This is a genomic window from Streptomyces sp. NPDC018833, assembly GCF_044390825.1.
In the GTDB taxonomy this organism is placed as follows: Bacteria; Actinomycetota; Actinomycetes; order Streptomycetales; family Streptomycetaceae; genus Streptomyces.
The window spans coordinates 279840-306156 of the sequence record NZ_JBIRZM010000001.1; the positions used below are offsets into that span (position 1 = coordinate 279840).

A 26317-nucleotide genomic window follows, 5' to 3' on the forward strand; every position below is an offset into this window, starting at 1 on the left:
GCCGGTTGCGGCGCCGGTCGTCGGCCCGGGCCCCGCTGAGCCTGCGGGCTGCGGCCGGCTCGCGGGGCGTCCCGGCTGTCGTCGGTCACCGGAGCGCCTGCCATGGCCGGTCGTCGGCCTGTGCCCCGCTGATCCCCGGCCGGGCCCGGCGTCCTTCGCCGTTTCCCGGCCGGGCCGGGGGCTCAAGGACGCGCCGACCACGGCCGGAGGTCAGCCCGTATCCCGCTGGGCTCGCGGGGCGCCCACCGCTGTGACCGGACGCCGGAGTCCGCGGCCGCAATCCGGGGCATCCCGGACTGTGCCCGGTCACCGGAGCCCGCGCCGCCACCGCCGGTCGTCGGCCCAGGCCCGCTGAGTTCCGCGCCGGCCACAGCCGGCCCTGCCGGGCCGGGGGCTCGAGGACGAGCGAAAAAGCGGAAAGCGCCCCGCTGCCGATCCCCCCACGGGTCGGCGGACGGGGCGCTTCCCATATCCCCGACAGCGGATTCCCCCCACGGGATCCGGCCGGGCGTCTGCTGGGCAGCAGAATCTCCTCGCGCGATCTGCCGGGGTACGCACGCACGGGAGGGCCGCTCAAAGCTCCCCGGGCACGTGCCCCGGCCAACGCTTGCCTGGAACGTCCCCCAAGACATTCCATGAACGTCCCCCAAGACGTTCTCGGCATCGCCACTTAGACCCACGAGGAGCCTTAATGGTTACCCCCAAATATCTGTGATCTAGGTCTCCTTGTGAAGGTCTTGTGACCTGTTTGTAGTCACGAGAAGGAGCGCAGTCGCAGGCTGTTGGTGACGACAAAAACGGACGAAAGGGCCATGGCGAAACCCGCGATCATGGGGTTGAGCAGGCCGAACGCCGCCAGAGGCAGGGCCGCGACGTTGTATCCGAACGCCCAGTAAAGATTCCCTTTGATCGTCTTCAGAGTCCGACGTGCGAGACGGATCGCGTCCCCGGCGACCCTCAGATCGCCCCGCACCAGCGTCAGGTCCCCGGCCTCGATCGCCGCGTCCGTGCCCGTACCCAACGCCAGACCGAGATCGGCGGCGGCGAGCGCGGCGGCGTCGTTCACACCGTCGCCGACCATCGCGACGGTGCGACCCTCGGCCCGCAGTCGTTCGACGACCCGCACCTTCTCCTCGGGCAGGACCTCCGCGTACACCTCGTCCACACCGACCTCGGCGGCTACGGCCTCCGCGACGGCCCGCCCGTCACCGGTCAGCAGTACCGGGGTGAGCCCGAGGGCCCGGAGCCGCCGTATCGCCTCGGCGCTGGTCTCCTTCACTGTGTCGGCGACCGTGAGCACACCGAGCGCCTTGCCGTCCCGGGCGGCGTAGACGGCGGTACGGCCCCGATCGCCGGTCGCCGCCGTCACGAGTGCCTCCGGCACCTCCACGCCCGCGCTCCGCAGCAGCTGGGCGCGTCCGACGAGGACCTCGTGACCCTCGACCGTTCCCCGGACGCCGAGCCCCGGGACGTTGGCGAAGGTCTCCGTGGCGGGCAGGGGGCCGGTGCGCTCCTCGGCACCCTCGGCGACGGCGCGCGCGATCGGGTGCTCCGACGCGTGCTCCAGTGCGCCCGCGAGGCGCAGCAGTTCCCCCGTCTCCACGGTGTCGGCCGGATGGATGCCCTGGAGGGTCATCCGGCCCGTGGTGACGGTTCCGGTCTTGTCGAGGACGACCGTGTCGATGGTGCGGGTGGACTCCAGGACTTCGGGCCCTTTGATGAGGATGCCCAGCTGTGCGCCGCGGCCCGTGCCCACCATGAGTGCCGTCGGGGTGGCGAGGCCGAGGGCGCAGGGGCAGGCGATGATCAGCACGGCCACGGCGGCGGTGAACGCGGCCGTCGCGTCGCCGGTCACCAGCAGCCAGGTGACCAGCGTGGCCAGCGCGATCAGGAACACGACGGGAACGAACACCGCCGACACGCGGTCCGCGAGACGCTGGACCTCGGCCTTTCCGCTCTGCGCGTCCTCGACGAGCTTCGCCATGCGGGCGAGACGGGTGTCGGCGCCGACGCGGGTGGCCTGGACGACGAGCCGCCCGGAGGTGTTGAGGGTGGCGCCGGTGACCTGGTCGCCCGTCGTCACGTCCGCCGGCACGGATTCGCCGGTGAGCATCGAGACGTCCACGGCCGATGATCCCTCGACGACCGTGCCGTCGGTGGCGATCTTCTCCCCGGGGCGTACGGCGAAACGGTCCCCCACGGCCAGCCGGTCGACCGGAACGCGTACCTCCGTGCCGCCCCGCAGCACGGCCACGTCCTTCGCGCCCAGCTCCATCAGCGCCCGCAGGGCGGTGCCGGCCCGGCGCTTGGCGCGTCCCTCCAGGCAGCGGCCGAGCAGGATGAATGTGACGACTCCGGCGGCCACCTCCAGGTAGATCGCCGAGCTGCCGTCCGAGCGGGAGACAGCCAGGTCGAACGTGTGGCGCATGCCCGGCATGCCCGCCTGTCCGAGGAACAGCGCCCAGAGCGACCAGCCGAAGGCGGCCAGCGTGCCGGTGGACACCAGCGTGTCCATGGTGGCCGCTCCGTGCCGCAGGTTGGTCCAGGCGGCACGGTGGAAGGGCAGACCGCCCCACACGACGACGGGAGCGGCGAGGGTGAGCGAGAGCCACTGCCAGTTGTCGAACTGCAAGGTGTCGATCATCGACAGGAGAACGACGGGCGAGGACAGCACCGCGGAGACGACCAGACGCTGCCGCAGGGCGCGCTGCTCCCCGTCCCGCCCGCCTGCGTCCTGCCCGCCGGTCCGTGCCGTCACTTCCGTCCGGACCCGGTCCTGCGTGTCGTGGGGCTCAGGGGCCGGAGGCGGGGGTTCCTCGGCGGTGTAGCCGGTTTTGACGACGGTGGCGACGAGGTCGGCGACCGGCATGTCCGGCGGGCAGCTGATGTACGCCTTCTCGATCGCGTAGTTGACCGTGGCGCTCACGCCGTCCATGCGGTTCAGCTTCTTCTCGACGCGTGCCGCGCAGGACGCGCAGGTCATCCCGCCTATGGTGAGCTCGACCTGGGTTGTTTCCATTTTCGGGACTCCACACATGCCGGGACCGGGTCCTTCCCGACCAGTATTGGACTGATCGGGAAGAACCCGGCCCCCGGTCCGCGATGTGGGCCCCGGCGGCGCTCAGGCCCGGCCGACCAGCTCGTAGCCCGCCTCGTCCACGGCGGCGCGCACGGCGTCCTCGTCGAGCGGCGCGTCGGAGACCACGGTCACCAGGCCGGTGGCGGCGACGGCCTTCACCGAGGTGACGCCCGCGATCTCGGAGATCTCGCTGCTGACGGCGCCTTCGCAGTGGCCGCAGGTCATGCCGGAGACCTGGTAGACCGTGGTGACGCCGCCGGCCTGCGCGCCCGTCCCGGTGTCGTGGCAGGGGCCGTCGGCCGAGCAGCAGGACCCGGTGCTCTGGACGGTCTCGATCTTCGTCTCGACGGTCATCGCCTTCTCCTCATGAGCGGAACGTACGTAGGCAACGTACGCGTGATGCGTACGTACAGGGTGCGCCAGGGCCCCACGAGCGGCGGGGACGTCCTGATGCAGTCATCCTATACCCCTAGGGGGTATGAATGCGAGCCCTTCGGTGGTGCGCTTGCCGCGCAGGGTCGTCACCGGATCCGTCACGGCGGTGGCGGCGCCAGAGGTTCGGGGCCACCCGGCCTCACGCTCCGCGTCTCACCCTCTGCGGCCCCTGTTCCCGGGGCGGTTGGCGACCCAGACGCGAATGGTGTCCGCGTACCAGTAGGGCTTGCCGGCCTCCACGTGGTCGGGGGGTGGCAGGAGCCCGTACTTGCGATACGAGCGGATCGTGTCCGGCTGCACCTTGATGTGTGCGGCGATGTCCTTGTACGACCAGAGCTTTCTGTCCGTCATGTGTCTGGCACCTCCCTGCGCGCGGCGGCGGCGGACTGGATGTCGTGGGGAGCTGCCGCGCGGACGCTGGCGATTACTGAGCCTGTGCCTGCTGAACGACGCGATCCGAGGCGGGAGCGGGGCTGTCGACCGCTTGTGACGGAAGGCGGGCGTAATCGAGACATGTGTCACCGGACGGCAATAAACATGACAGATACCCAGCAGATGCTCAGACGCCGCAGGAGCGCAGGAATCCGCGCGTGCGTTCGGCGATCGGGAAGGGCTTGTCCGGCGGGCAGGGGTACATGTCCTGCTCGACGATGGCGAAGAGCTCGACGCCGAGCGTCGCCGCCGCGTGCAGGACGGGTTCCAGCGCGGGGACGCCCGCCGGCGGTTCGCACATGACACCCCGGCCCACGGCCGGTCCGAAAGGCACCTCGCTCGCGACGACTTCGGCGAGGACCGCCGGATCCACCTGCTTGAGGTGGAGGTAGCCGATCCGCTCGCCGTACCTCTCGATGAGCTTGACGCTGTCGCCCCCGCAATAGGCGTAGTGGCCGGTGTCGAGGCAGAGGGAGACGAGGTCGGGGTCGGTGGCGTCCAGGAAGCGGCTGACGTTCTCCTCCGTGTCGATGTGGGTGTCCGCGTGCGGATGGACCACGATCTTCAGCCCGTACCGTTCGCGCACCTCGCGGGCGAGGCGTTCGCTCTGGCCGGTGAGGTCGCGCCACTGCTGGGGGGTGAGCGTGCGGTCCTCCAATACGCGCCCCGTCTTGTCGTCGCGCCAGAAGGAGGGGATGACGACCAGGTGCTCCGCGCCCATGGCCCGGGTGAGCGCGGCGATGTCCGAGACGTGGGCCCAGGTCTCCTCCCAGACGGCGGGGCCGTGGTGCAGTCCGGTGAAGACGGTGCCGGCCGAGACCTTCAGGCCGCGCCGGGTCGTCTCGTCGGTGAGCCGTGCGGGGTCGCTCGGGAGATAGCCGTAGGGGCCGAGTTCGATCCATTCGTAGCCGGCCTGCGCGACCTCGTCGAGGAAACGCTGCCAGGGCACTTGCCGGGGATCGTCGGGGAACCACACCCCCCAGGAGTCGGGGGCCGAGCCGACCCGGATGCGGTTCAGGGCGGGGGCGGAGGAGGTCATGCCGGTCAGCTTTCCGGCCGCCGGAGAAAGGTGTCAAGAGTTGGTCCGAATGTCCGGACAAAATGTTGACAGGGTTCGTGAGGGGCGGCTAGACCTGGGGGCACCCCCTGACCGAAGGGACGCGCATGCCTTTGCCGTACGACGTGATCACGATGGGCCGGATCGGGGTGGACCTCTATCCGCTGCGGATCGGGGTCCCCTTGGCGCAGGTCGAGACGTTCGGGAAGTTCCTCGGCGGCTCGGCGACGAACGTCGCGGTGGCGGCGGCCAGGCTGGGCCGGCGGACGGCCGTGATCACCCGGACCGGGCGGGACCCCTTCGGCGAGTATCTGCGCGGGGCGCTGCGGGAGTTCGGCGTGGACGACCGGTGGGTGACGCCGGTCGACGCGTACCCCACGCCGGTCACCTTCTGCGAGGTCTTTCCACCGGACGACTTCCCCCTCTACTTCTACCGGCAACCCAAAGCGCCCGATCTGGAGATCCGGGAGGATGAGTTGGAGCCGGAGCCGATCCGGGCGGCGCGCATTTTCTGGATGACCGGTACGGGACTGTGCGCGGAACCGAGCCGTACGGCGACGCTGGCCGCGCTCGCGCACCGGGCGAAGTCGGGTACCACCGTGTTCGACCTGGACTGGCGGCCGATGTTCTGGGCGGACCCGGAATCGGCCGGACCGCACTATGCGAAGTCGCTCGCACTGGCGACCGTCGCCGTCGGCAACCTTCAGGAGTGCGCGATCGCGACCGGCGAGCGTGAGCCGGAGGCGGCCGCCGAGGCGCTGCTCGCCGCAGGCGTCGAGCTCGCCGTGATCAAGCAGGGCCCCGCAGGGGTGCTCGCCGTGCACCGGGACGGCACGCGGGCCGAGGTCCCGCCCGTACCGGTGGACGTGGTCAACGGGCTGGGCGCGGGGGACGCGTTCGGCGGCGCCCTGTGCCACGGACTGCTCGCCGGCTGGGAGTTGGAGCGGGTGATGCGTTTCGCGAACGCGGCGGGCGCGGTGGTCGCCGCGCGCCTCGCCTGCTCGACGGCCATGCCGTACGAGGAGGAGGTCGCCCAGGTACTCGCGGGCGGCCCCGTCCCCCCGGACCCGAGCCGCCCCGAGTCGCCGCGCAACGGCCCCGCCGACCCCGCCCCCGAGACCCGCCCGGGCCGTGACGCGCCGCCCGGCCCCGAGACCCGCCGCGCCCCCGAGACCCACCGCGCCCCCGAGACCCGCCCCGGCCGTGAGGTGCCGCCTCGCGGTGACGCGTACGGCACCGGACACGCGCACGGACCCGCCGCCGACGCGCCATCGGCCGGTGCCGAGCCGCCGCGACATGGCCCGCCGCGGGGGGCGTCATGAGCCGCGTCGACATAGGGGAGCTCGTCGGCATCCGCACCCGCCACCCCGAGGCCGTCGCCGAAGCCGCCGGGCAGCGGCGCCGACGCACACGCCTCGTCGGCGACAGCGGACGGCTGATGATCATCGCGGCGGACCATCCCGCCCGCGGCACCTTCGCCGTCGGCGACCGCCCGCTCGCCATGGCGAACCGGCTCGATCTGCTGGAGCGGCTGTGTCTCGCCCTCTCGCGGTCCGGCGTCGACGGCGTCCTCGCCACCGCCGACATCCTCGACGACCTGCTGCTGCTCGGCGCGCTCGACGACAAGGTCGTCATGGGCTCCATGAATCGAGGCGGGCTCGCGGGCGCCGCGTTCGAGCTCGACGACCGGTTCACCGGGTACCGCGCCCGCGATCTGGACCGGCTCGGTTTCGACGCGGGAAAGCTGCTGCTCCGCATCGACTACGACGACCCGGCCTCGCTCGACACCCTGGCCGCGGCCGCCCACGCGGTCGACGAGATGGCCGAGCGTCGGCTTCCCGTCTTCGTGGAGCCGTTCATCTGTCACCGGATCGACGGCCGGCTGTGCAACGATCTCGCCGCCGAGGCCGTGACCCGGTCCATCGCCATCGCCTCCGGGCTGGCCGGGACCTCCGCGTACACCTGGCTCAAGGTGCCCGTGACCGAGGACCCCGACGACATGCGAGCCGTGATGGAGACCTCCACCCTTCCCGCGGTGCTGCTCGGCGGGGACGCGGGGAAGGACCAGGACAGCGCGTACGAGAAATGGCGCGCCGCGCTGCAACTGCCCACGGTCCAAGGGCTGGTGGTGGGCCGCGCACTGCTCTATCCGGCCGACGGCGACGTCGCGGGCGCGGTCGACACGGCCGTGGGCCTGCTGTAGGGGGTACGGAGAAGGCATGAGCGACGACGAATCCGCCGAGCTTCCGACACCGCACGCAGTGCCCGAGCTGCCCGGACTGCACGTCCCCGCGGGCAGCGCCGCCTCGGGGCCGTACGCCCTGAGCATCACCCCCGAGCAGGCCGGCTGGGGCCACTCCCAGCTGCGCGTGCTGGAGCTGGAGCCGGGTGGTTCGCATGTGTTCGCGACCGGCGACAGCGAGTGGATCGTGCTTCCCCTCAGTGGTGCTTGCACGGTACGGACGCAAGGCGGGATCTTTGAACTGCAGGGGCGTAAAAGTGTGTTCGGCGGAGTGAGCGACTTCGCGTATGTGCCGAGGGATGCCCGTGCCCAGATCGCCTCCGGTGCGGGAGGCCGCTTCGCCCTGGCAGGAGCGAGGTGCGAGCGCCGACTCCCCGCTCGCTACGGCCCCGCGCCGGAGGTACCCGTCGAGGCCCGCGGCAGCGGCAACCAGGCGCGCGAAGTGCACAACTTCGCGGCCGCCGGGGCGTTCGACTGCGACCGGCTGATCGCCGTGGAGGTGCTCACCCCCGGCGGGAACTGGTCCTCCTATCCGCCGCACAAGCACGACGAGCGCGTCCCCGGCGAGGAGAGCGAGCTGGAGGAGATCTACTACTTCGAGATCGACGGCGCCGGAGTCGGCTACCAGCGCGTCTCGCCGTCGCGCCCCGGCGGCGCCGATGTGCTCGCCGAGGTCCGCAGCGGTGACGCCGTCCTTGTTCCCGACGGCTGGCACGGCCCGTCCATCGCGGAGCCCGGCCACACGATGTACTACCTCAACGTGATGGCGGGACCGGGCGCCGAACGGGAATGGCTGATCCGTTTCCACCCCGACCACACGGAGGGTTACCGATGACGCGGCTGACCACGGCCCAGGCTCTGGTGCGGTTCCTGTCCCACCAGTACAGCGAACGCGACGGCCGCCGCCGCCGACTGATCGCCGCCACCTGGGGCATCTTCGGCCACGGGAACGTCGCGGGCATCGGCCAGGCCCTCGTCGAGCCGTCCGCGGACATGCCCTATGTCCAGGGCCGCAACGAGCAGGCCATGGTGCACGCGGCCGTCGGCTACGCTCGCCAGTCCCGCCGGTTGTCCGCGCACGCGGTCACCACGTCCATCGGCCCCGGCGCCACCAATCTGGTCACCGGTGCCGCACTCGCCACCATCAACCATCTGCCCGTGCTGCTGCTGCCCGGCGACGTCTTCGCCACCCGCCCCGCCGACCCCGTGCTCCAGCAGCTCGAAGTGCCGTACGCCGGCGATGTGTCGGTGAACGACTGCCTGCGCCCGGTGTCCCGCTGGTTCGACCGCATCACCCGCCCCGAAGCCCTGATCCCGGCCACGCTCCAGGCGATGCGCGTCCTCACCGACCCCGCGCAGACCGGCGCGGTCACGCTCGCGCTGCCCCAGGACGTGCAGGCGGAGGCGTACGACTGGCCGGAGGAGTTCTTCGCCGACCGGGTGTGGCCCGTACGCCGTCCCCGCCCCGACGCGGAGGCGCTCGCGCAGGCTGCGGACGCGGTGCGCCGGGCCCGCAGGCCGCTGATCGTCGCGGGCGGCGGCGTCCACCACAGCGAGGCCGAGGACGCGCTGCGCGCTCTCGCCGACGCCACCGGCATCCCCGTCGCCTCCACGCAGGCCGGCAAGGGCTCGCTGCCCCACGACCACGCCTGCGACATCGGCGGCATCGGCCACACCGGCACCGCCACCGCCGACGACCTGGCCCGCGCCGCGGACCTGGTGATCGGCGTCGGGACCCGCTGGTCGGACTTCACCACCGCGTCATCGACCCTCTTCGCCTCCCCCGGCGTCCGTTTCGTCAACATCGGCATCGCCTCCTTCGACGCGCACAAGATGGCCGGCCTCGCGCTCGTCGCCGACGCCCGCACCGCACTCGGCGAACTGACCGCAGCCCTCGCGGGCCATCGCGTGACGCAGGAGTACGAGAGTGAGTACACGCGCGGGAAGGAGCGCTGGGAGCTCCGTGTCGACGCCGCGTACGAGGCCGTTGACCAGGACACGGCCCCGACCCAGGCCCAGGTGCTCGGCGCACTCGACGCCCTGGTGACGGCGGACGACATCCTGATCAACGCCGCCGGTTCGCTCCCCGGCGACCTGCACAAACTGTGGCGCACCCGCTCCGCCGACCAGTACCACGTGGAGTACGGCTACTCCTGCATGGGCTACGAGATCCCGGCCGCGATCGGCGTGGCGATGGCCGCACCGGGACGGCCGGTGTGGGCCCTGGTCGGGGACGGCACCTACCTGATGAATCCCACCGAGATCGTCACCGCCGTGCAGGAGGGCGTCCCGATCCGGATGGTGATCCTGCAGAACCATGGGTACGCGTCCATCGGCGGCCTGTCCGAGGCGGTCGGCGCGGAGCGCTTCGGCACGGACTACCGCCACCGGAGCGGTCCCGGGCGCACGTACACCGGAGCCCCGCTGCCGGTCGATCTGGCGGCCAACGCACAGTCGCTGGGGATGCGGGTGATCCGCGCCGGGACCGTGCGTGACCTGCGCGAAGCGCTGGCCGAGGCACGGGCGGCGGACGGCCCCACATGTGTCTACGTGGAGACCGGAAGGGCAGACATTGTGTCGGGCGCGCCCGAGGCACAGGCGTGGTGGGATGTTCCGGTGGCCGAGACCGCGACCCGCCCGTCGGCGGTCAAGGCCCGGGAGGAGTACGACCGGCAAGTCGCATCCCGACGCCGCCATCTCTGAAGGAGTTTTTCGCCATGACGAAGACCGTCAACCACTGGATCGGTGGCAAGACCGTCGAGGGTGCGTCCGGCAACTGGGGTCCGGTGACCGACCCGGCGACCGGCGAGGTGACCACCAAGGTCGCCCTGGCCTCCGCGGAGGAGGTCGACGCGGCCGTCCGTACCGCCCGCGAGGCGTACGCGACCTGGGGCACGTCGTCGCTTGCACAGCGCACCGCGGTCCTGTTCCGGTACCGGGCGCTGCTCGACGCCCGGCGCGACGACATCGCCGCCCTGATCACCGCCGAGCACGGCAAGGTGCACTCGGACGCGCTGGGCGAGGTGGCCCGCGGCCTGGAGATCGTCGAGCTGGCGTGCGGCATCACCACCCAGCTCAAGGGCGAGCTGTCGACCCAGGTCTCCCACCGCGTCGACGTCGCCGCGATCCGCCAGCCGCTCGGCGTCGTCGCCGGCATCACGCCGTTCAACTTCCCGGCGATGGTGCCGATGTGGATGTTCCCGCTGGCGATCGCCTGCGGTAACACCTTCGTCCTCAAGCCGAGCGAGAAGGACCCGTCCGCCGCGAACCTCCTCGCGGAGCTCGCCGCCGAGGCCGGCCTGCCCGACGGCGTGCTGAACGTGGTCCACGGCGACAAGGTCGCGGTCGACGCGCTGCTCGCCCACCCGGACGTCGCCGCCGTCTCCTTCGTCGGCTCCACCCCGATCGCCCGGTACATCCACACCACCGCCTCCGCCAACGGCAAGCGCGTCCAGGCCCTCGGCGGTGCCAAGAACCACATGCTGGTCCTGCCCGACGCGGACCTGGATGCGGCGGCGGACGCCGCGGTCTCGGCCGCGTACGGCTCGGCAGGCGAGCGCTGCATGGCGATCTCCGCCGTGGTCGTGGTCGGCGCGGTCGGCGACGAGCTCGTGGAGAAGATCCGCGAGCGCGCCGAGAAGATCAAGATCGGCCCGGGCAACGACCCGACGTCCGAGATGGGCCCGCTGATCACCAAGGCCCACCGGGACAAGGTCGCCTCCTACGTCACCGGCGCGGCGGCCCAGGGCGCCGAGGTCGTTCTCGACGGCACAGGTCACACGGTCGACGGCTTCGAGGACGGCCACTGGATCGGCCTGTCCCTCCTCGACAAGGTCACCACCGACTCCGACGCCTACCGTGACGAGATCTTCGGCCCGGTGCTGTGCGTGCTGCGCGCCGAGACGTACGAGGACGGCGTGGCGCTGATCAACGCCTCGCCGTTCGGCAACGGCACCGCGATCTTCACCCGCGACGGCGGCGCTGCGCGGCGCTTCCAGCTGGAGATCGAGGCTGGCATGGTCGGCGTGAACGTGCCGATCCCGGTGCCGGTGGGCTACCACTCCTTCGGCGGCTGGAAGGACTCCCTCTTCGGCGACCACCACATCTACGGCAACGACGGCGTGCGCTTCTACACCCGTGGCAAGGTAGTCACGACCCGCTGGCCGGACCCGGCCGACGCCCCGACGGGCGTGGACCTGGGTTTCCCCCGCCACCACTGACGCGGCATGACGCAGGTCAAGGGCGGGCCCCGTGCCACGGGCCCGCCCTTCACCCTTCGCCGGTCGGGCCCCCGGGTCCCTCGGTCCGTCAGCTCGTCGATTCGTCGATTCGTCAGTACAGGTCGTCCAAGGCGAGCACGATCATGCGCAGTTCGCGCGCCGCACGGCGGGGAAGGGCGCAGATGGCGCCCTCCAGCAACTCCCGGGCGCGCAGGGGGTCTCCGCAGCAGAGCCACTCGGTGCAGCCGCTGTAAGCCGGGTCGTACAGCCGCCGATTCGGTTGGTGCACGAACTGCCGCCACTGCGCCAGCGCCTCGCCGACGGCCCCGGTCCACAGATAGGTGCGGGTCTCCTCGACCCGCACGATCTCGTACAGCGTGCGACGGGAGAGTCCCCGGATCGGAGCCGGCCCGCCCGGGCGGCACCCGTGCCTCACCCTCGCCTCGGCGCGCACGCGCCCCGGCCGCCTACGCGGCATGACCTCCGGCGTTGTTCATCGTCATGGCGGCGATGCTAGAGCGCCGCCGAGTGACTTCACAACGGGGTTTGTGTCCGCCCACGGCGTGCCGTGCGGGCACGGAGACGGACCCCCTCGCGCGCGAGGTCCGTGGACGCGTGCGCGAGGGGGGGCCGGGAGGGGCTGTGCGGCCCCGATGGTGTCTGTCTAGAACCGCGAGTACAGCAGCTTGTTGGGAGAGCCGATGAGGGCGTCCTGGACCTTGCCGCTGGTCGCGTTGTTCACCAGGGCGTCCCTGACCTGGGCCGGGGTCGCCGAGGGGTACGTGGCCAGGTAGAGAGCGGCCGCGCCCGCCGTGTGCGGGGTCGCCATCGACGTGCCCGAAATGGTGTTGGTGGCGGTGTCGTTGCCCTTCCACGCCGAGGTGATGGACACGCCCGGTGCGAACAGGTCCAGGCAGGTGCCGAAGTTGGAGAACGACGCCCGGCGGTCCGAGCTGTCCGTCGCGCCGACCGTGATCGCCTCGGGGACGCGGGCGGGCGAGTAGTTGCACGCGTCCGCGGGCAGGCCCACGATGGGCAGGCCGTTGCCCGCGGCGATGGAGTAGCTGACGCCCGAGGCGATCGACTTCTTCACCGCGTTGTCCAGCGACGTGTTGGCGCTGCCGCCGAGGCTCATGTTGGCGACCGCCGGCTTCCTGGCGTTGGCGGTCACCCAGTCGACACCTGCGATGACGCCTGCGGTGGTGCCGGAGCCCTGGCAGTCCAGGACGCGTACGGCGATCAGGTTGACGCCCTTGGCGACGCCGTACGTCCTGCCGCCGACGGTGCCCGCCACGTGCGTGCCGTGGCCCTGGCAGTCCTGGCCGTTCTGGCCGCCGCCCACCGTGTCCGTGCCGACGCGTGCGCGGCCGCCGAACTCGCTGTGGGAGGTGCGGATCCCGGTGTCGATGATGTACGCGTTCACGTTCGACGCGGTTGTGTCGTAGGTGTAGGACTTCGACAGCGGCAGGCCGCGCTGGTCGATGCGGTCGAGGCCCCAGGTGGGGTTCGGCTGGGTGTCGTTCAGGCGGACGATCGAGTTCTGCTCGACGTACGCCACCCGCGGGTCGGACGCGAGTGTCTTGGCCTTCTCCGTGGACATGGAGGTGGAGAAGCCCTGGAGGACGCTGCGGTAGGTGTGCTGGGGCGTGACGCCGAGATCGGCGGCACTGGTGCTGCCGTCCTTCAGGACGACGATCCAGCTGTTCTGTACGGCGGTTGCAGTGGGGGCGAGACGGAGATCGCCGAGGGTCGCGCTCTGCGCGGTGGGGGAGACGGCGAACTGGAGACCGGCCGCCAGGGCTGCTGCGGGTATCAGCACCCCGATGCGGCGGGCAGAGACTCTCATCTCGTGCACCTACCTTTCGTTGACCGAGAACGGACAAGGTTGGGCGTGCATCGTGCCAGGGGGAGACGTCGCGTCGAACAGAGTCTCGTGCTGTGACCTGCACCACAAGATGCGTGCATGCCAAAAGTATCGGCACGGTGAAGTTTTCAACTTCCCTGCTGAGAACGGGAATTGGGATCACCGGGCGAGCTCCTGGCCAGTGTGCAGCTCCGATGGGTGCCAAGTGAAGATCTTCGTGCGCCGTTTCCCCGGGGCCCCGCATACCGCGTCCGGTGTACGCCGAGCCCGCCGCGTACTCCTGGGGAAGGTGCATGAGTTCCGCCTGGCGGCAGCCGAGCTCGCGTGGGGTGTCCGCTTAGGGTTTTCACCATGCAGATCCGACTTCCCCGGTCCCTTGGCCGGCTCAGGACCGCACCACGGGGCCGATGGCTCGCCGGTGTCGCGGCCTTCGCCGTGCTCGCGGGCACCGGCACCTGGACCGCTGTCGCCGACGACGGCCCGCCTGCCGTGCACCGCGAGGACCGGGTGCAGGACGTGTCCGGGGCACAGATCGACACCTCGTACTTCACCGCCGGCGGGGACGGGCGCAGGCCCGCCGTGCTCATCGGGCACGGCTTCGGAGGCAGCAAGGAGGACGTGCGCGCCCAGGCGGAGAAGCTGGCGCAGGACGGATACGCCGTACTGACCTGGTCCGCGCGCGGCTTCGGCAAATCCACCGGACGCATCGGACTCAACGACCCGGAGGCCGAGGTCAAGGACGTCTCCCGGCTGATCGACTGGCTCGCGCGGCGGCCCGAGGTGCTGCTCGACGGCAAGGGCGACCCGCGCGTCGGCATCACCGGTTCCTCCTACGGCGGCGCCATCTCGCTGCTCGGCGCCGGCCACGACCGGCGGGTCGACGCCATCGCGCCGCAGATCACCTACTGGAACCTCGCCGACGCCCTCTTCCCCAACGGAGTCTTCAAGAAGCTGTGGGCCGGCATCTTCTTCTCCACGGGCTCGTTCCCGGGCGGCTCGGCGCCCTCCGCCGACCAGCCCGCCACGCCACCGGCAGGTGACGCCCCGGCCGGGGACGAGGCCGGTGGCCACGGGGCCGGCCGGGACGAGGCCGGTGTGGACGAGGCCGGTGCGGACGGGGCCGGCGGCGACGAGGATCGTGCCGCGCGGCAGTCGCCTCTGGGCGACCGGGCCGGCTCCGCGGACGGGACGGCCGCCGGCCGCCTGGACCCCTCCGGCTGCGGCCGCTTCGAGGCGCTGCTGTGCGCCATGTACGAGCGCGTGGCCGTCGCCGGAAAGCCCGACGCCGAGGCCCGTACGCTCCTTCAGGCGCGCAGCCCCTCCGCGGTGGCGGACCGGATCGACGTGCCCGCGCTCATCGTCCAGGGCCAGTCCGACTCCCTCTTCCCGCTCTCCCACGCCGACGCCATGGCCAAGGCCGTGGCCGGCAACGGCGCTCCCGTCGCGGTCGACTGGATCGCCGGCGGGCACGACGGCGGCGACCGCGAGACGAGCCGGGTGGAGGCCCGGATCGGGAACTGGTTCGACCGGTACCTCAAGCAGGACAAGGGCGTGGACACCGGGCCCGCCTTCCGCGTCAGCCGCACCGGAGGCGTCGACTCGACCGACGGTCAGGCACTGCTGCGCGGCGCGACCGCAGACCGCTATCCGGGTCTCACGAGCGGCACCCGCGCCTTTCCGCTGGCCGGGCGCGAGCAGCGCTTCGCCAATCCGGCCGGCGCCAACCCGCCCGCGATCTCCGCCGTCCCCGGCCTCGGCGGCGGCGCCGGAGCGCTGTCGTCGCTCGGCGTGGGGCTCTCCCTCGACTTCCCCGGCCAGTTCGCGAGCTTCACCTCCGCGCCGCTGGACCGCGCCACCCGGATCACCGGTTCCCCGGCGGTCACCGTCGAGGTGGCCTCCGACCGGGGAGACGCCGTGCTGTTCGGCAAGGTGTACGACGTCGGACCCGACGGCAGGCAGCAGGTACTGCCCGCCCAGCTCGTCGCCCCGCTCCGGGTCGAGGGCGCCACGGCGGCGAAGAAGGTGGAGCTCACGCTGCCCGCCGTGGACCACGAGGTCGACGCGGGGCACCGGCTGCGTCTCGTCCTCGCCGCGACCGACCTCGGTTACGCCTCCCCGGCCGAACCGGGCACGTACACCGTCTCCCTCGCCGGTGCGCTCACCGTGCCCACCGCCCCGTCCGTGCGCACCCAGAACGCCGCACTGCCCTGGTGGGTGTGGGGGCTGCCGGCCGCCGGCGCGCTCGTCGCGGCCGCGCTGCTGATCGTCGCCCGCCGCCGGGCCGTCGCGCCGGCGCCCGACCCGGAGCGCGGCGACGTGCCGCTGGAGATCACCGGGCTCACCAAGCGCTACGCGAAGTCCGCGGACCGGTACGCCGTACGGGACCTGTCCTTCCGCGTCGAGAAGGGCCAGGTGCTCGGACTCCTCGGCCCCAACGGCGCGGGCAAGACGACCACCCTGCGCATGCTGATGGGCCTCATCCGGCCCGACGCCGGTGAGATCCGGGTCTTCGGCCACGCCATCAGGCCGGGAGCGCCGGTGCTCTCCCGGGTGGGCGCGTTCGTCGAGGGCGCGGGCTTCCTGCCGCACCTGTCCGGCCGCGAGAACCTGGAGCTGTACTGGCAGGCGACCGGCCGCCCGGCCGTCGACGCGCACGTCGAGGAGGCGCTGGAGATCGCCGGTCTCGGCGATGCGCTGGCCCGTGCGGTCCGCACGTACTCGCAGGGCATGCGGCAGCGCCTGGCCATCGCGCAGGCGATGCTCGGTCTGCCGGACCTGCTGATCCTCGACGAACCGACCAACGGCCTCGACCCGCCGCAGATCCGCGAGATGCGGGACGTGATGATCCGGTACGCGGCCGGGGGCCGGACCGTCATCGTCTCCAGCCACCTCCTGTCGGAGGTCGAGCAGACCTGCTCCCACCTCGTCGTCATGGACCGGGGCCGGCTCGTGCAGGCCGGACCGGTCGCCGAGATCACCGGCGAGAGCGACACCCTGCTCGTCACCACGGCGCGCGAGGTGCCCGAGCCGGTCGTCGAGAAGATCGCCGCACTGCCGGGCATCGGCTCGGCCGTCCGCACCGAGGAGGGCCTGCTGGTACGGCTGGACGGCGCCGACGCCACCGCGATGATCGCCGAACTGGTCCGCCTCGACGTGCCGTTGACGGGCGTCGGACCGCACCGCCGCCTGGAGGACGCGTTCCTCACCCTGATCGGAGGCTCCGCATGAGCGTGCCAGTGGAGCAGGTCCCGGCCGAGCCCTTGCTCGTCGGGGCGGCCCCCGGCTACCGGGCCGGACACACCCTGCCGCTGCGGGTGGAGGCGGTCCGGCAGCTCAAACGCCGCCGCACCCTGGTGATGGGCGGCATCCTGGCCGCTCTGCCGTTCATCCTCATCGCGGCGTTCGCCATCGGCGGCACGCCGGACGGCCGGGACAACGGCCGGATCACCCTGATGGACACGGCGACCGCGTCCGGCGCCAACTTCGCCGCCACCTGCCTGTTCGTCTCGGCGGGCTTCCTGCTGGTGGTTCCCGTGGCGCTGTTCCACGGCGACACCGTCGCCTCGGAGGCGAGCTGGTCGTCGCTGCGCTACCTGCTGGCCGCGCCGGTGCCCCGGACCCGGCTGCTGTGGTCCAAGCTCGCGGTCGCGCTCGGCTTCAGCGCCGCCGCGATGGCGCTGCTGCCGCTGGTCGCGCTGGCGGCGGGCACGGTCGCGTACGGCTGGGGGCCGCTGGAGCTGCCCACGGGCGGTTCGCTCGGTGCCGGGGCGTCGCTGGGCCGGCTGGGGATCGTGGTCGCGTTCGTCTTCGTGTCCCAACTGGTCACGGCGGGCCTGGCGTTCTGGCTGTCCACGAAGACGGACGCGCCGCTCGGCGCGGTCGGCGGCGCGGTCGGGCTGACGATCATCGGCAATGTGCTGGACGCGGTCACGGCACTGGGCGGGTGGCGCGAGATGCTGCCCGCGCACTGGCAGTTCGCCTGGATCGACGCGCTCCAGCCGCAGCTGGAGTGGACCGGGATGGTGAAGGGGGCGTCCGTGTCCGTCACGTATGCGCTGGTGCTGTTCGCACTGGCCTTCCGCAACTTCTCGCGGAAGGACATCGTGTCGTAGGCGGGGCTTCGAGGGCACTCGGCGGCCCGCCGGGCAACCAGGATCGGCTCGTGGGTCGTTGCCGCATTGAGATGCTTCCGCAACCTCTTCGTCTGCTCCTTCCGGCTGTCTCGAACGTCACATTCCCAAGTGCCGTTCGATGCGAGGGGGAGAGCCGGATGACGTTCCGTACCGGGATGACGTGCCGCGGGAGAAGGGGCGGGTGGGCGGTCAGGGCCGCGTCGGCCGTGGCGCTCGCCGGAGGCATGCTGCTGACGTCTGCCTGCTCTGGCTCGGAGAACATCGCCACCGACCAGGCCGACGCGCGCAGGTCGAACGGGGCCGCACCGGCGCCCGCCGTCCCCGACGGCGGCCAGGGCGCACCGAGCGAAGGGGCCGAGGGGGACAGCGACGCGGTCCGCGCCGCGCCGCCCGCCGACTACCTGTCCACGTTCGCCCTCGACGTCGACACCGCCTCCTACGGCTACGCCCGCCGCACCCTGAAGGAGGGGCGGCTGCCGCGGCCGGACGAGGTCCGGCCCGAGGAGTTCGTCAACAGCTTCCGGCAGGACTACGACCGCCCCGACGGCAACGGCTTCTCCGTCACGGTCGACGGCGCACGGCCGCAGGCCACGGAGGGCGAGATCCACGGGGACGGTGGTGACGAGGACTGGTCGCTGGTCCGCGTGGGACTGGCCACGGCGGCGCCGGCGCGCAGCAGCGAACGACCGCCCGCCGCGCTGACGTTCGTCATCGACATCTCCGGCTCGATGGCCGAACCCGGCCGCCTGGATCTCGTCAGGAAGTCGCTCGGCACCCTCACCGACCAGCTGCGCGACGACGACGCGGTCGCCGTGGTCGCCTTCAGCGGCGAGGCGAGGACCCGGCTGCCCATGACCCGGCTCGGCGGCAACCGCGACCGGATCCACGACATCGTCGACGAACTGGAGCCCACCGACTCGACGAACCTGGAAGCCGGAGTCACCACCGGTTACGAGGTGGCCGTCGAAGGCCGCAGGAAGGGCGCCACGAATCGGGTCGTCCTGCTGTCCGACGCGCTCGCCAACACAGGACAGACCCAGGCCGACGCGATCCTCGATCGGATCGACGACGCCCGCCGGGAGCACGGCATCACCCTCTTCGGCATCGGGGTCGGCAGCGACTACGGCGACGCGTTGATGGAACGCCTCGCCGACAAGGGCGACGGCCACACCACCTACGTCTCCGACGAGGAGGAGGCCAGGAAGGTCTTCGTCGACCAGCTGCCCGCCCACGTCGAACTGCGCGCCCGCGACGCCAAGGCCCAGGTCGCGTTCGACCCCCAGACCGTGAAGCAGTTCCGGCTCATCGGCTACGAGAACCGGGCCGTCGCCGACGACGACTTCCGCGACGACCGCGTCGACGGCGGCGAGGTCGGCCCCGGCCACACCGTGACCGCGCTGTACGCCGTACGGCTCCGGAAAGGCGCGAGCGGCCATGTCGCCACGGCCACGGTGCGCTGGCTCGACCCCGCGACGCGGGCGCCGCACGAGCGGTCGGGCTCGGTGGAGACCGGCGCGATCGACGGGGCGCTGTGGGACGCCGCGTCCAAGCGGCTCCAGGTCACGGCGGTGGCCGCGTACTTCGCCGACGAACTGCGAGGCGGCTCCGTCCCGGGCTCGCCCGGCCTGCACGAACTCCGGGACCGGGCTCGGGGGCTCGCCGAATCGACGGAGGACCGCGCGGTACGGGAGCTGGCGGACGCGATCGGACAGGCGCAGCGGCTGAAGGGCTGACGGTGGGGCAGGGGGCGGGCGGCCTGGCGGACACGCGCGTGGCGGGCGAACTGGGCTGCGCCGCGCGGCGCGGCGGGGCCACGATGTAGCGCATGCCGACCCTGCTGCTCGCCCTCGCCGTCATCTCGACCGGCCTGTACGCGGGCTTCATGCTCATCTTCCTGACCGGCATCATGCCCGGCCTCGCCCGGCTGTCCGACGAACAGTTCGTGCCCGCGATGCGCCGCCTCAACGAGACCGTGCCGCGCGGGGTCTTCCTCGTCGTCTTCCTCGCGATCATCGCGTTCCCGGCCGCCGCGCTGGCCGTCCCAGTGGACGGCCGCACAGGTAGCGAGCGGTGGTTGATCGTCGCGGGGCTCGTGTGCGCGGTCCTCAACCACCTGGTCACCGTCGCGGGAAACATCCCCCTCAACAACGCGCTGGCGGCGTCGGAGAACGCCACCCCACCGGTGCCGTACAGCCAGGTCCGGACCGCCTTCGAGACGCGCTGGAACCGCCTGCACCTGACCCGCACCCTGCTGTCGCTGGCGGCCTTCGCGCTGCTGGTCTGCGCGGGGCTTCCGTAGCGGGACGGCAAGCCGGGAGACGTTCGCCGGGGCGGGAGGCGGAGCCGTACCCGCGCGGCCGGCTCCGACGCCGGTGCCGTGCCCGGAAACCTCACCGCCCATTCTCCGCGGACACCCGCTGAAACGCGGCACCAGTCGGACGCCTTTCAACCGGGCGCCGGGCCGGCCGCACGCGATGGCAAGGCCCGAGACGCGGTGATCACGTCGGCGAGGTATCTTCCTGTCGCGGCGCGTCGAGCGTCTCTCCGCGCCGCGTCAGGGAGGGAAGACATGCGCGTATCTCTGCTTCGGCGCGTGGCCACGCTGGCCACGACGCTGGGGCTCGCCTCGCTCGGGCTCCTCGGCACGGGCGCGGCGCCCGCGCAGGCCGCGATCAGCGACTGCCCGGCGGGCTATTTCTGTGCCTGGAAGAGCGACAACGGCACAGGCACCATGTTCAAGATGAACACCAACAAGGCGACGCTGGGGGACTGGGACAACACGTTCCAGTCCGTCGTGAACCGCACGGCCAAGTTCGCCTGCCTGCACGACGATCCGAACTACAGCCGGACCGGCGGCGTCGACATATGGGCCCCCGACCCCGCGGGTACCGAGTGGGGTTACTCGCACCGCACCGTCAGCTCGGTGAGCCTCGTCGCCACCGAGCGGGAGTGCTACTTCCCGGCCTACCCGGAGTGGTACGCGTCGACCGCGCCCCAGGCGGCGGGCTTCGGTGACCTGAACGCCGACCTCCGGGCCGACGTCCTCGTCCGGGACAAGGCGGGCCGTCTGTGGTTCCTGCGCGGCGACGGTACCGGGCAACTGGTCGGCAACGGCGGCTGGAACGCCATGAACGCCCTCGCCCGGCACGGCGACTTCAGCGGTGACGGCCGCGAGGACGTGATCGCCCGCGAGGCGTCGACCGGGAAGCTGTGGCTGTACCCCGGCACCGGCACCGGCACCCTAGGCGCACGCAAGCTCATGGGCACCAGCGGCTGGAACGCCATGAGCCGGATCGTCGCCTACGGAGACCTCTCCGGCGACGGCCGCTCGGACGTGCTGGCCGTCGAGAAGGCCACGGGCAAGCTCTGGCTGTACCCCGGCACCGGCACCAGCACCCTCGCTGCGCGCAAGCTCATCGGCAGCAGCGGCTGGAACGGCATGAGCGCCCTGGTCGGGGCGGGCGACATGAACAGTGACGGCCGGGCGGACCTGATCGCCCGCCAGGCCTCCACCGGAAACCTGTACCTGTACCCGGGCAAGGCGGGAGCGCTCGGGTCCCGTGTGCTGATCGGCAACGGTGGCTGGAACATCATGGACACGTTCCTGGGCCTGGGCGATGTCACCGGCGACGGCCATGGCGACCTCGTCACCACCACCAAGAGCAGCTATGTCGGCGAAGGATGCCGGGGCGTCGGCTGCCAGCTCGTGTACCCGGGCCACGGCACCGGCGCACTGGCCGCGCGCGTGGAGACAGCCGGCGACTGGTGGAACCTGAACGGCTTCTTCTGATCCAAGGAAAGGGCCTCCGCTTCCGAGCGGAGGCCCTTTCTTCATGCGCGGCGCCGCGCCGCGCCGGTGCCTGCTGATGGCGGCTGTGAGCGCGCCTTGACTACGGATCAGTCGCCGGAGTGGCCCCAGAAGTAGATCTCTTGAGGCTGGCTCTGGTCGTCATGCAGTACGGCGCATCGGCCGACCCATCGGGACCGTGGAAAGATGTCGAAGTCCTTGACGTGGGCCCGGGTCGGCTTGTCCGTGCCCAGCAGCGTGCGGGCTTCCTCGGCTGTCACGGGCTCCACGGTGCCGTAGTCCCGAGTGTCGTCAGGACCCAGGATGCGGAAGACATCCAGGATCGAGTGAGTGCCGGTCTCCTGGACGAGCTCGTCCTCCCACAACTCCTCCAACGTCTGTGGCCGAGGCTCTCGATCCTCCTCCGGTCGCCAGCCGGCACCGTTGACCCAGTAGTAGTCCCCCGCCTCGAACACCTTGCGGCGCAGCTCCTCCAGTGCCCCGCCCAGGTCCTCCTGGTACGGCACGTAGTAGTCCCACTCCGAAGCCCCCACCTGGCCGCTCCCATCCGTCTCCGTTGAGCGATGCAAGCTAGCACCAGGCTCTGACAGGCCCTGAGCGTGGGAATCAGGCTCTGGGCCTGGTTGCGGCCTGGCAAGTGTCAACGCCGGCACCCGGCCAGGCGCAGGTCGCCGAATGGGCGGTGCAATAGCGCGTGCCGGCAGCCCTCCTCGCCGCTTGCGCTCGCCGCATCTCCAGTGAGCTCAAGGATCACCAGCGGCGGATCGAGGCCGGGGGAGACCTCCCCGACCTGTCGCAAGATCGCTGACCGGCCCGCCAGAAACTTCGACACGTATTCGACAGGGCCACCCACAGAAACCCGGTGACAGCCGGACAGCGCCGGATCCCCGTCGTGATCAGCCGAGGGCGGTCCGGCGCTTACGCGCCCGCTACGCCCCTCCCGCTAGGGTGCCTCTGACCAGCGAAAAGGCCCTCCGGGGAGGAGGGCCTGAGGGTGGTGCGGGTCGTGCGCCCCCGGCAGGACTCGAACCTGCGGCCAAGCGCTTAGAAGGCGCCTGCTCTATCCACTGAGCTACGGGGGCCGGAAGCGGCCTGGACCCCCCACGAGGGGTGGTCCGACCTGCCGGGGACAAGGATAGGGCTCCGATCGCCTTGGCCCGGTTGCCTCACCTGCGTGACACGATGTGGAGGTTCGGTGAAGCGAACCGATAATCGCAGGCGGGTGCGGTTCGTGCATCGCTTTTGACGTCTGGCGTCGCGGGTGTTGTGCACTCGTTATGCCTGAGTCCCACTCGCCCCGTGTGTCCCATCTGTCTGATCGGCGCGCAGAGAGGCCCATACGCTTCAAAAAGCCGATCAAATTGGGCATTCTTCGCATGTGGTGACCTTGGATGCACGGCCTCAGCTGATCGACGCACTTTCCGCCCTGCGCGACCGTGTCGCCGCCGTGCGTCTGCCGCTCCCCCTTCTCGGCGCGCCGCGCGCCCGGCAGACGCGTGTCGAGCTGCTCGCCCAGCTCGACGACTATCTCGTGCCCCGTCTCAAGGACCCCGACGCCCCCCTGCTCGCCGTCATCGGCGGATCCACCGGCGCCGGAAAGTCCACACTCGTCAACTCCCTTGTGGGCAGGAAGGTCAGCGAGGCCGGGGTGCTGCGGCCCACCACGCGGACGCCCGTGCTCGTCTGCCACCCCGACGACCACCACTGGTTCGCCGGGATGCGGGTGCTTCCGCAGTTCACCCGCGTATGGATGCCCCCCGCCGACGAGCAGGGGGAGAGGGACGTGGGAGAGCGGCAGCGCGGGGCCGGAGGGCGGGCCGCCGAGGAGAAGTCGCTGCGGGTCGAGACCGCGTCCACCCTGCCGCGTGGGCTCGCGCTCCTCGACGCGCCCGACATCGACTCGCTCGTCGTGGAGAACCGGGTGCTGGCCGCCGAGTTGATCTGCGCCGCAGACGTGTGGGTGATGGTGACGACCGCCTCCCGCTACGCCGATGCCGTGCCGTGGCACCTGTTGCGTACGGCCAAGGAGTACGACGCCACGTTGATCACCGTGCTGGACCGGGTGCCGCACCAGGTCGTCGAGGAGGTGTCGCGGCAGTACGCGGCACTGCTCACCAAGGCCGGGCTGGGCCACGTGCCGCGGTTCACGATCCCCGAGCTGCCCGAGTCCGCGGGCGCCGGCAACGGGCTGCTGCCCACCACCGCCGTCGCGCCCCTGCTGTCCTGGCTGGCCCACCGGGCCCAGGACCCGGCCGCCCGCCAGCAGGCGCTCGGGCGCACCGCGGGCGGGGTGCTCGCCTCCCTGAACGCGCGGATGCCGGAGCTGGCGAGCGCGGTGGCGGCCCAGTACGCGGCGGCCGTACGGCTGACGGGCGCGGTGGAGGAGGCGTACGAGAAGCAGCGCGAACGCGTGCTCGGGCAGCTGCGGGCCGGTGCCGTGCTCGCCGGTGACGCACGCACCCGCTGGCGGGGCTACCCGCGTGACTGCACGGCGGATGAACTGCTCGACGCCCTCGTCGCCAGCCTGTCCGCGCTCCTGCAGTGCGCCGTCGCCGCCGCCGACGAGCATGTGCACAGAGCCTGGCGTCGCGAGCCGGCAGCGGCGGCCGTCAGCCCGCACCACCGCGTCGACCTGGAGGCGAGCGAACGGATCGGGATCGCCGTACGCCGCTGGCGGCGGGTGCTGGAGGAGCTTGCCGAGGAGGGGGTGCGGGGGATGGAGCGCAACGCCGCCCCCGACCCCGAGACCGTCGCCGCGCTCCTCGCCACCGCCCTGCTCGGCGGCCGGCGTGCCCGCGGCGCGGGGGAGCGCCTGGCCGAACGCATCGGCGCCCAGGGCGCGCTGCGGCTGCGCGACAAGGGCGGCGAGCTGGTCTCGACGTACATCGACCACGTACTGCACAGCGAACGGGACCGCCGGCTGGCGCCACTGGACGCACTCGAAGTGACCCCCGAGCCGCAGGCCGAGCTGATCGCCGCGCTGTCCCTACTGCAGAAGGAGAGGTGAGCGCGGGTGACCGCCGTCACCGACGACCAGAACGAGGCGGGGAACGAGACCGCCGCCGGGGGCCTGGGCGGGCCCTTGAACGGGCCTTTGAACGGGCCTGTGAACGGTGCCGCCGTCGGTGACCCTGCCGGTGACCGGGCCGGTGGGCGCTGGGACGACGGGCTGATCGCGCGGCGCGCCGAACTGCGGCACGCCGCCGACGCCCCGGACGAGGACGAGGACGCGGAGGTGGACCCGGACAGGGGCGAGGACGGGCGCGGCGCCGGGCCGGGAGACCGGGACGACCACCTGCCGATCGGCGGCGCCTACGGCGGACCGCTGCGCCACCGACTGAACGCGCTGCGGGAACTGCTGGGGCTCTCCCAGACCCGGCTGGACGGACGCACCCTCGCCGAGGCCGGCCGGGTCCTCGACGAGGCCGCCACGCGCCAGCGGCTCTCCTCGCGCCACACGGTCGTCGCCATCGCCGGGGCGACCGGCAGCGGCAAGTCGACCCTGTTCAACGCGCTCGCCGGAGTGCGCATCGCGGAGACCGGGCTGCGCAGGCCCACGACGTCGGCGCCCATCGCCTGCACCTGGTCGGACGGGGCCGCGGGCCTGCTGGACCGGCTCGCCATCCCGGGACGGCTGCGCCGCAGGCCGCTCGCAGGCGGCGACGGCGACGAGCAGTTGCAGGGGCTGGTCCTGGTCGACCTGCCGGACCACGACTCGGCCCTCGTGCGCCACCGGGAGCAGGTCGACCGGGTGCTCGCGCTCGTCGACGCGGTGATCTGGGTCGTCGACCCCGAGAAGTACGCGGACGCGGCCCTGCACGAGCGCTACCTCCGCCCGCTCGCCGGGCACGCCGAGATCACCTTCGTGGTGCTCAACCAGATCGACCGGCTGCCCGGTGAAGCCGCCGACCAGGTGCTCGACGATCTGCGACGCCTCCTCGACGAGGACGGAATGGCGCTGGGGGAGCACGGTGACCCGGGCGCCACCGTCCTCGCACTGTCGGCGCTCACCGGTGAGGGCGTCAGTGAACTGCGGGAGATGATCGGCACGTTCGTGCAGGGGCGCGACGCACCGGCGCTACGGCTGTCCGCGGACGTGGACGCGGCGGCGGCGAAGCTGCGCTCCGTGTACGTCGCCGAAGGCCGGACGGGGCTGGACGAGCGCGCCCGCGAGGACTTCTCGGCACGGCTGGCGGACGCGATCGGCGCGACGGCGGCCGGGGAGGCGGCGGAGCGTGAGTGGCACAGGAACGCGGGGCGGGCGTGCGGGACGCCGTGGCTGCGGCTGTGGCGCTGGTACGAGCGCAAACGCATGCCGGGGGCTGCCCTGATGCCGCCCGTCGTGCCGGTGGAGGAGGAACTCACCGCGCGCCAGCGGGTCGAACAGGCGGTTCGCACGGTCGCCGGCGAAGCGTCGCGGGGGCTGCCCGCCCCCTGGGGGCAGGCCGTGCGGGAGGCGGCGGTACGCGGTGCGGAGGGGCTGCCGGAAGCGCTGGACGAGCTCGCGGCGCGCGAGGCCGCGGCGACGAGCGGACGGCCGCAGCGGCCCGCGTGGTGGCCGGCCGCCGTGCTGGCCCAGGTCTCTATGACGCTGCTTCAGGTCTTCGGCGGGCTGTGGCTGTTGGGCCAGATCATCGGCGTGCTGGAGCCGGGGCTCGTACCGCCGGTGCTGGTGATGCTCGCGGGGATCGTGGGCGGCCCGCTGGTGGAGTGGGCGTGCGCGGCGGCGGCCAGGGGGCCCGCGCGGCGGTACGGGCAGGACATCAGACGCAGGTTGCAGGAGGCGGCCGCCGGGTGCGGAAGGGCGAAGGTGCTCGACCCGGTGTCGGCGGAGCTCATGCGGTACCGGGAGGTGCGGGAGCAGTACGCGACGGTCTCCTCGACGGTGTCGGGGACCACCCGGCCGGGGGTGGGTCCGGGCACGGGACACGGAAGGGTGCGTACCCGGATCGGGTGACCGGGTTTTCCCCAACGAGGCGTCTGTCCACAGGCGTCTGCAGTTCCTCCCCGTCCGGTCCAGCATGGAGTCCGATCGGCAGCGAGTCGG

General features: G+C 72.0%; 19 protein-coding genes and 1 tRNA gene. 12 read left to right on the plus strand and 8 right to left on the minus strand.

Annotated features, from left to right (window positions below; genetic code table 11):
- Positions 1-754: 754 nt before the first annotated feature.
- The 4 genes from ACH5AF_RS01275 to ACH5AF_RS01290 all read right to left on the minus strand — a co-directional run bounded on the left by ACH5AF_RS01275 (position 755) and on the right by ACH5AF_RS01290 (position 4985).
- Entirely contained in the window at positions 755-3019 is a 2265-nt protein-coding gene (locus ACH5AF_RS01275) for a heavy metal translocating P-type ATPase (protein ID WP_398899210.1), read from the minus strand.
- 102 nt (positions 3020-3121) lie between these two features.
- Positions 3122-3433, minus strand: coding sequence for a heavy-metal-associated domain-containing protein (locus ACH5AF_RS01280; protein ID WP_398899211.1), 312 nt, complete (start codon positions 3431-3433; stop codon positions 3122-3124).
- Positions 3434-3667: 234 nt separating this feature from the next.
- Positions 3668-3865, minus strand: a complete 198-nt coding sequence (locus tag ACH5AF_RS01285; protein WP_398899212.1) for a helix-turn-helix transcriptional regulator — start codon at positions 3863-3865, stop codon at positions 3668-3670.
- 208 nt (positions 3866-4073) lie between these two features.
- Complete coding sequence (locus tag ACH5AF_RS01290; RefSeq protein ID WP_398899213.1) at positions 4074-4985, minus strand: sugar phosphate isomerase/epimerase family protein; 912 nt, start codon at positions 4983-4985, stop codon at positions 4074-4076.
- Between the two features lie 125 nt (positions 4986-5110).
- Between ACH5AF_RS01290 and iolC the strand changes: the two genes are divergently transcribed.
- From iolC to mmsA, 5 genes are read left to right on the plus strand one after another with little or no spacing between them, the layout of a single operon-like run.
- Entirely contained in the window at positions 5111-6325 is a 1215-nt protein-coding gene (gene iolC, locus ACH5AF_RS01295; protein ID WP_398899214.1) for a 5-dehydro-2-deoxygluconokinase, read from the plus strand.
- Positions 6322-7206 carry a deoxyribose-phosphate aldolase gene (locus tag ACH5AF_RS01300; protein WP_398899215.1) on the plus strand — a complete coding sequence of 295 codons (885 nt, stop codon included), beginning with the start codon at positions 6322-6324 and terminating at the stop codon, positions 7204-7206. The genes iolC and ACH5AF_RS01300 overlap by 4 nt, the downstream gene beginning before the upstream one ends.
- 16 nt (positions 7207-7222) lie before the next feature.
- On the plus strand, positions 7223-8080 hold the full coding sequence (gene iolB / locus ACH5AF_RS01305) for a 5-deoxy-glucuronate isomerase (protein WP_398899216.1): 858 nt from the start codon (positions 7223-7225) through the stop codon (positions 8078-8080).
- The gene (gene iolD, locus ACH5AF_RS01310; protein ID WP_398899217.1) at positions 8077-9948 is read left to right on the plus strand and encodes a 3D-(3,5/4)-trihydroxycyclohexane-1,2-dione acylhydrolase (decyclizing); all 1872 of its coding nucleotides are present in this window, start codon (positions 8077-8079) and stop codon (positions 9946-9948) included. Before iolB ends, iolD begins: the two co-directional genes overlap by 4 nt.
- Positions 9949-9962: 14 nt before the next feature.
- On the plus strand, positions 9963-11465 hold the full coding sequence (mmsA, locus tag ACH5AF_RS01315) for a CoA-acylating methylmalonate-semialdehyde dehydrogenase (protein ID WP_398899218.1): 1503 nt from the start codon (positions 9963-9965) through the stop codon (positions 11463-11465).
- Positions 11466-11577: 112 nt separating this feature from the next.
- Here mmsA and ACH5AF_RS01320 read toward each other — a convergent pair whose 3' ends face one another.
- Together ACH5AF_RS01320 and ACH5AF_RS01325 are read right to left on the minus strand one after the other, a co-directional pair.
- Positions 11578-11829 (minus strand): hypothetical protein, encoded by a 252-nt coding sequence (locus tag ACH5AF_RS01320; RefSeq protein WP_398899219.1) that lies wholly within the window; start codon positions 11827-11829, stop codon positions 11578-11580.
- Between the two features lie 300 nt (positions 11830-12129).
- A complete protein-coding gene (locus tag ACH5AF_RS01325) occupies positions 12130-13320 on the minus strand; it encodes a S8 family peptidase (RefSeq protein ID WP_398899220.1) in 1191 nt (396 codons plus the stop codon).
- A 360-nt stretch (positions 13321-13680) separates the two neighbouring features.
- Here ACH5AF_RS01325 and ACH5AF_RS01330 point away from each other — a divergent pair, with 360 nt between their 5' ends.
- The 5 genes from ACH5AF_RS01330 (at position 13681) to ACH5AF_RS01350 (ending at position 21252) form a co-directional block, all read left to right on the plus strand.
- Positions 13681-16557 (plus strand): alpha/beta fold hydrolase, encoded by a 2877-nt coding sequence (locus ACH5AF_RS01330; protein WP_398899221.1) that lies wholly within the window; start codon positions 13681-13683, stop codon positions 16555-16557.
- The gene (locus tag ACH5AF_RS01335; RefSeq protein ID WP_398899222.1) at positions 16554-17441 is read left to right on the plus strand and encodes an ABC transporter permease; all 888 of its coding nucleotides are present in this window, start codon (positions 16554-16556) and stop codon (positions 17439-17441) included. Before ACH5AF_RS01330 ends, ACH5AF_RS01335 begins: the two co-directional genes overlap by 4 nt.
- Before the next feature lie 158 nt (positions 17442-17599).
- On the plus strand, positions 17600-19195 hold the full coding sequence (locus tag ACH5AF_RS01340; protein WP_398899223.1) for a von Willebrand factor type A domain-containing protein: 1596 nt from the start codon (positions 17600-17602) through the stop codon (positions 19193-19195).
- A gap of 92 nt (positions 19196-19287) precedes the next feature.
- A complete protein-coding gene (locus tag ACH5AF_RS01345; protein ID WP_398899224.1) occupies positions 19288-19761 on the plus strand; it encodes a DUF1772 domain-containing protein in 474 nt (157 codons plus the stop codon).
- Positions 19762-20031: 270 nt separating this feature from the next.
- Positions 20032-21252: an FG-GAP-like repeat-containing protein gene (locus ACH5AF_RS01350; protein WP_398899225.1), complete on the plus strand. Its 1221-nt coding sequence runs from the start codon at positions 20032-20034 to the stop codon at positions 21250-21252.
- A gap of 107 nt (positions 21253-21359) precedes the next feature.
- On the opposite strand, the gene ACH5AF_RS01355 is transcribed toward ACH5AF_RS01350, so the two are convergent.
- Together ACH5AF_RS01355 and ACH5AF_RS01360 are read right to left on the minus strand one after the other, a co-directional pair.
- Positions 21360-21803 carry a hypothetical protein gene (locus ACH5AF_RS01355; protein ID WP_398899226.1) on the minus strand — a complete coding sequence of 148 codons (444 nt, stop codon included), beginning with the start codon at positions 21801-21803 and terminating at the stop codon, positions 21360-21362.
- A gap of 476 nt (positions 21804-22279) precedes the next feature.
- Positions 22280-22352: transfer RNA gene (locus ACH5AF_RS01360), tRNA-Arg, on the minus strand.
- Positions 22353-22657: 305 nt separating this feature from the next.
- Here ACH5AF_RS01360 and ACH5AF_RS01365 point away from each other — a divergent pair.
- Positions 22658-24277: a dynamin family protein gene (locus ACH5AF_RS01365; RefSeq protein ID WP_398899763.1), complete on the plus strand. Its 1620-nt coding sequence runs from the start codon at positions 22658-22660 to the stop codon at positions 24275-24277.
- A gap of 6 nt (positions 24278-24283) precedes the next feature.
- Complete coding sequence (locus ACH5AF_RS01370; RefSeq protein WP_398899227.1) at positions 24284-26227, plus strand: GTPase; 1944 nt, start codon at positions 24284-24286, stop codon at positions 26225-26227.
- Positions 26228-26317 lie beyond the last annotated feature (90 nt).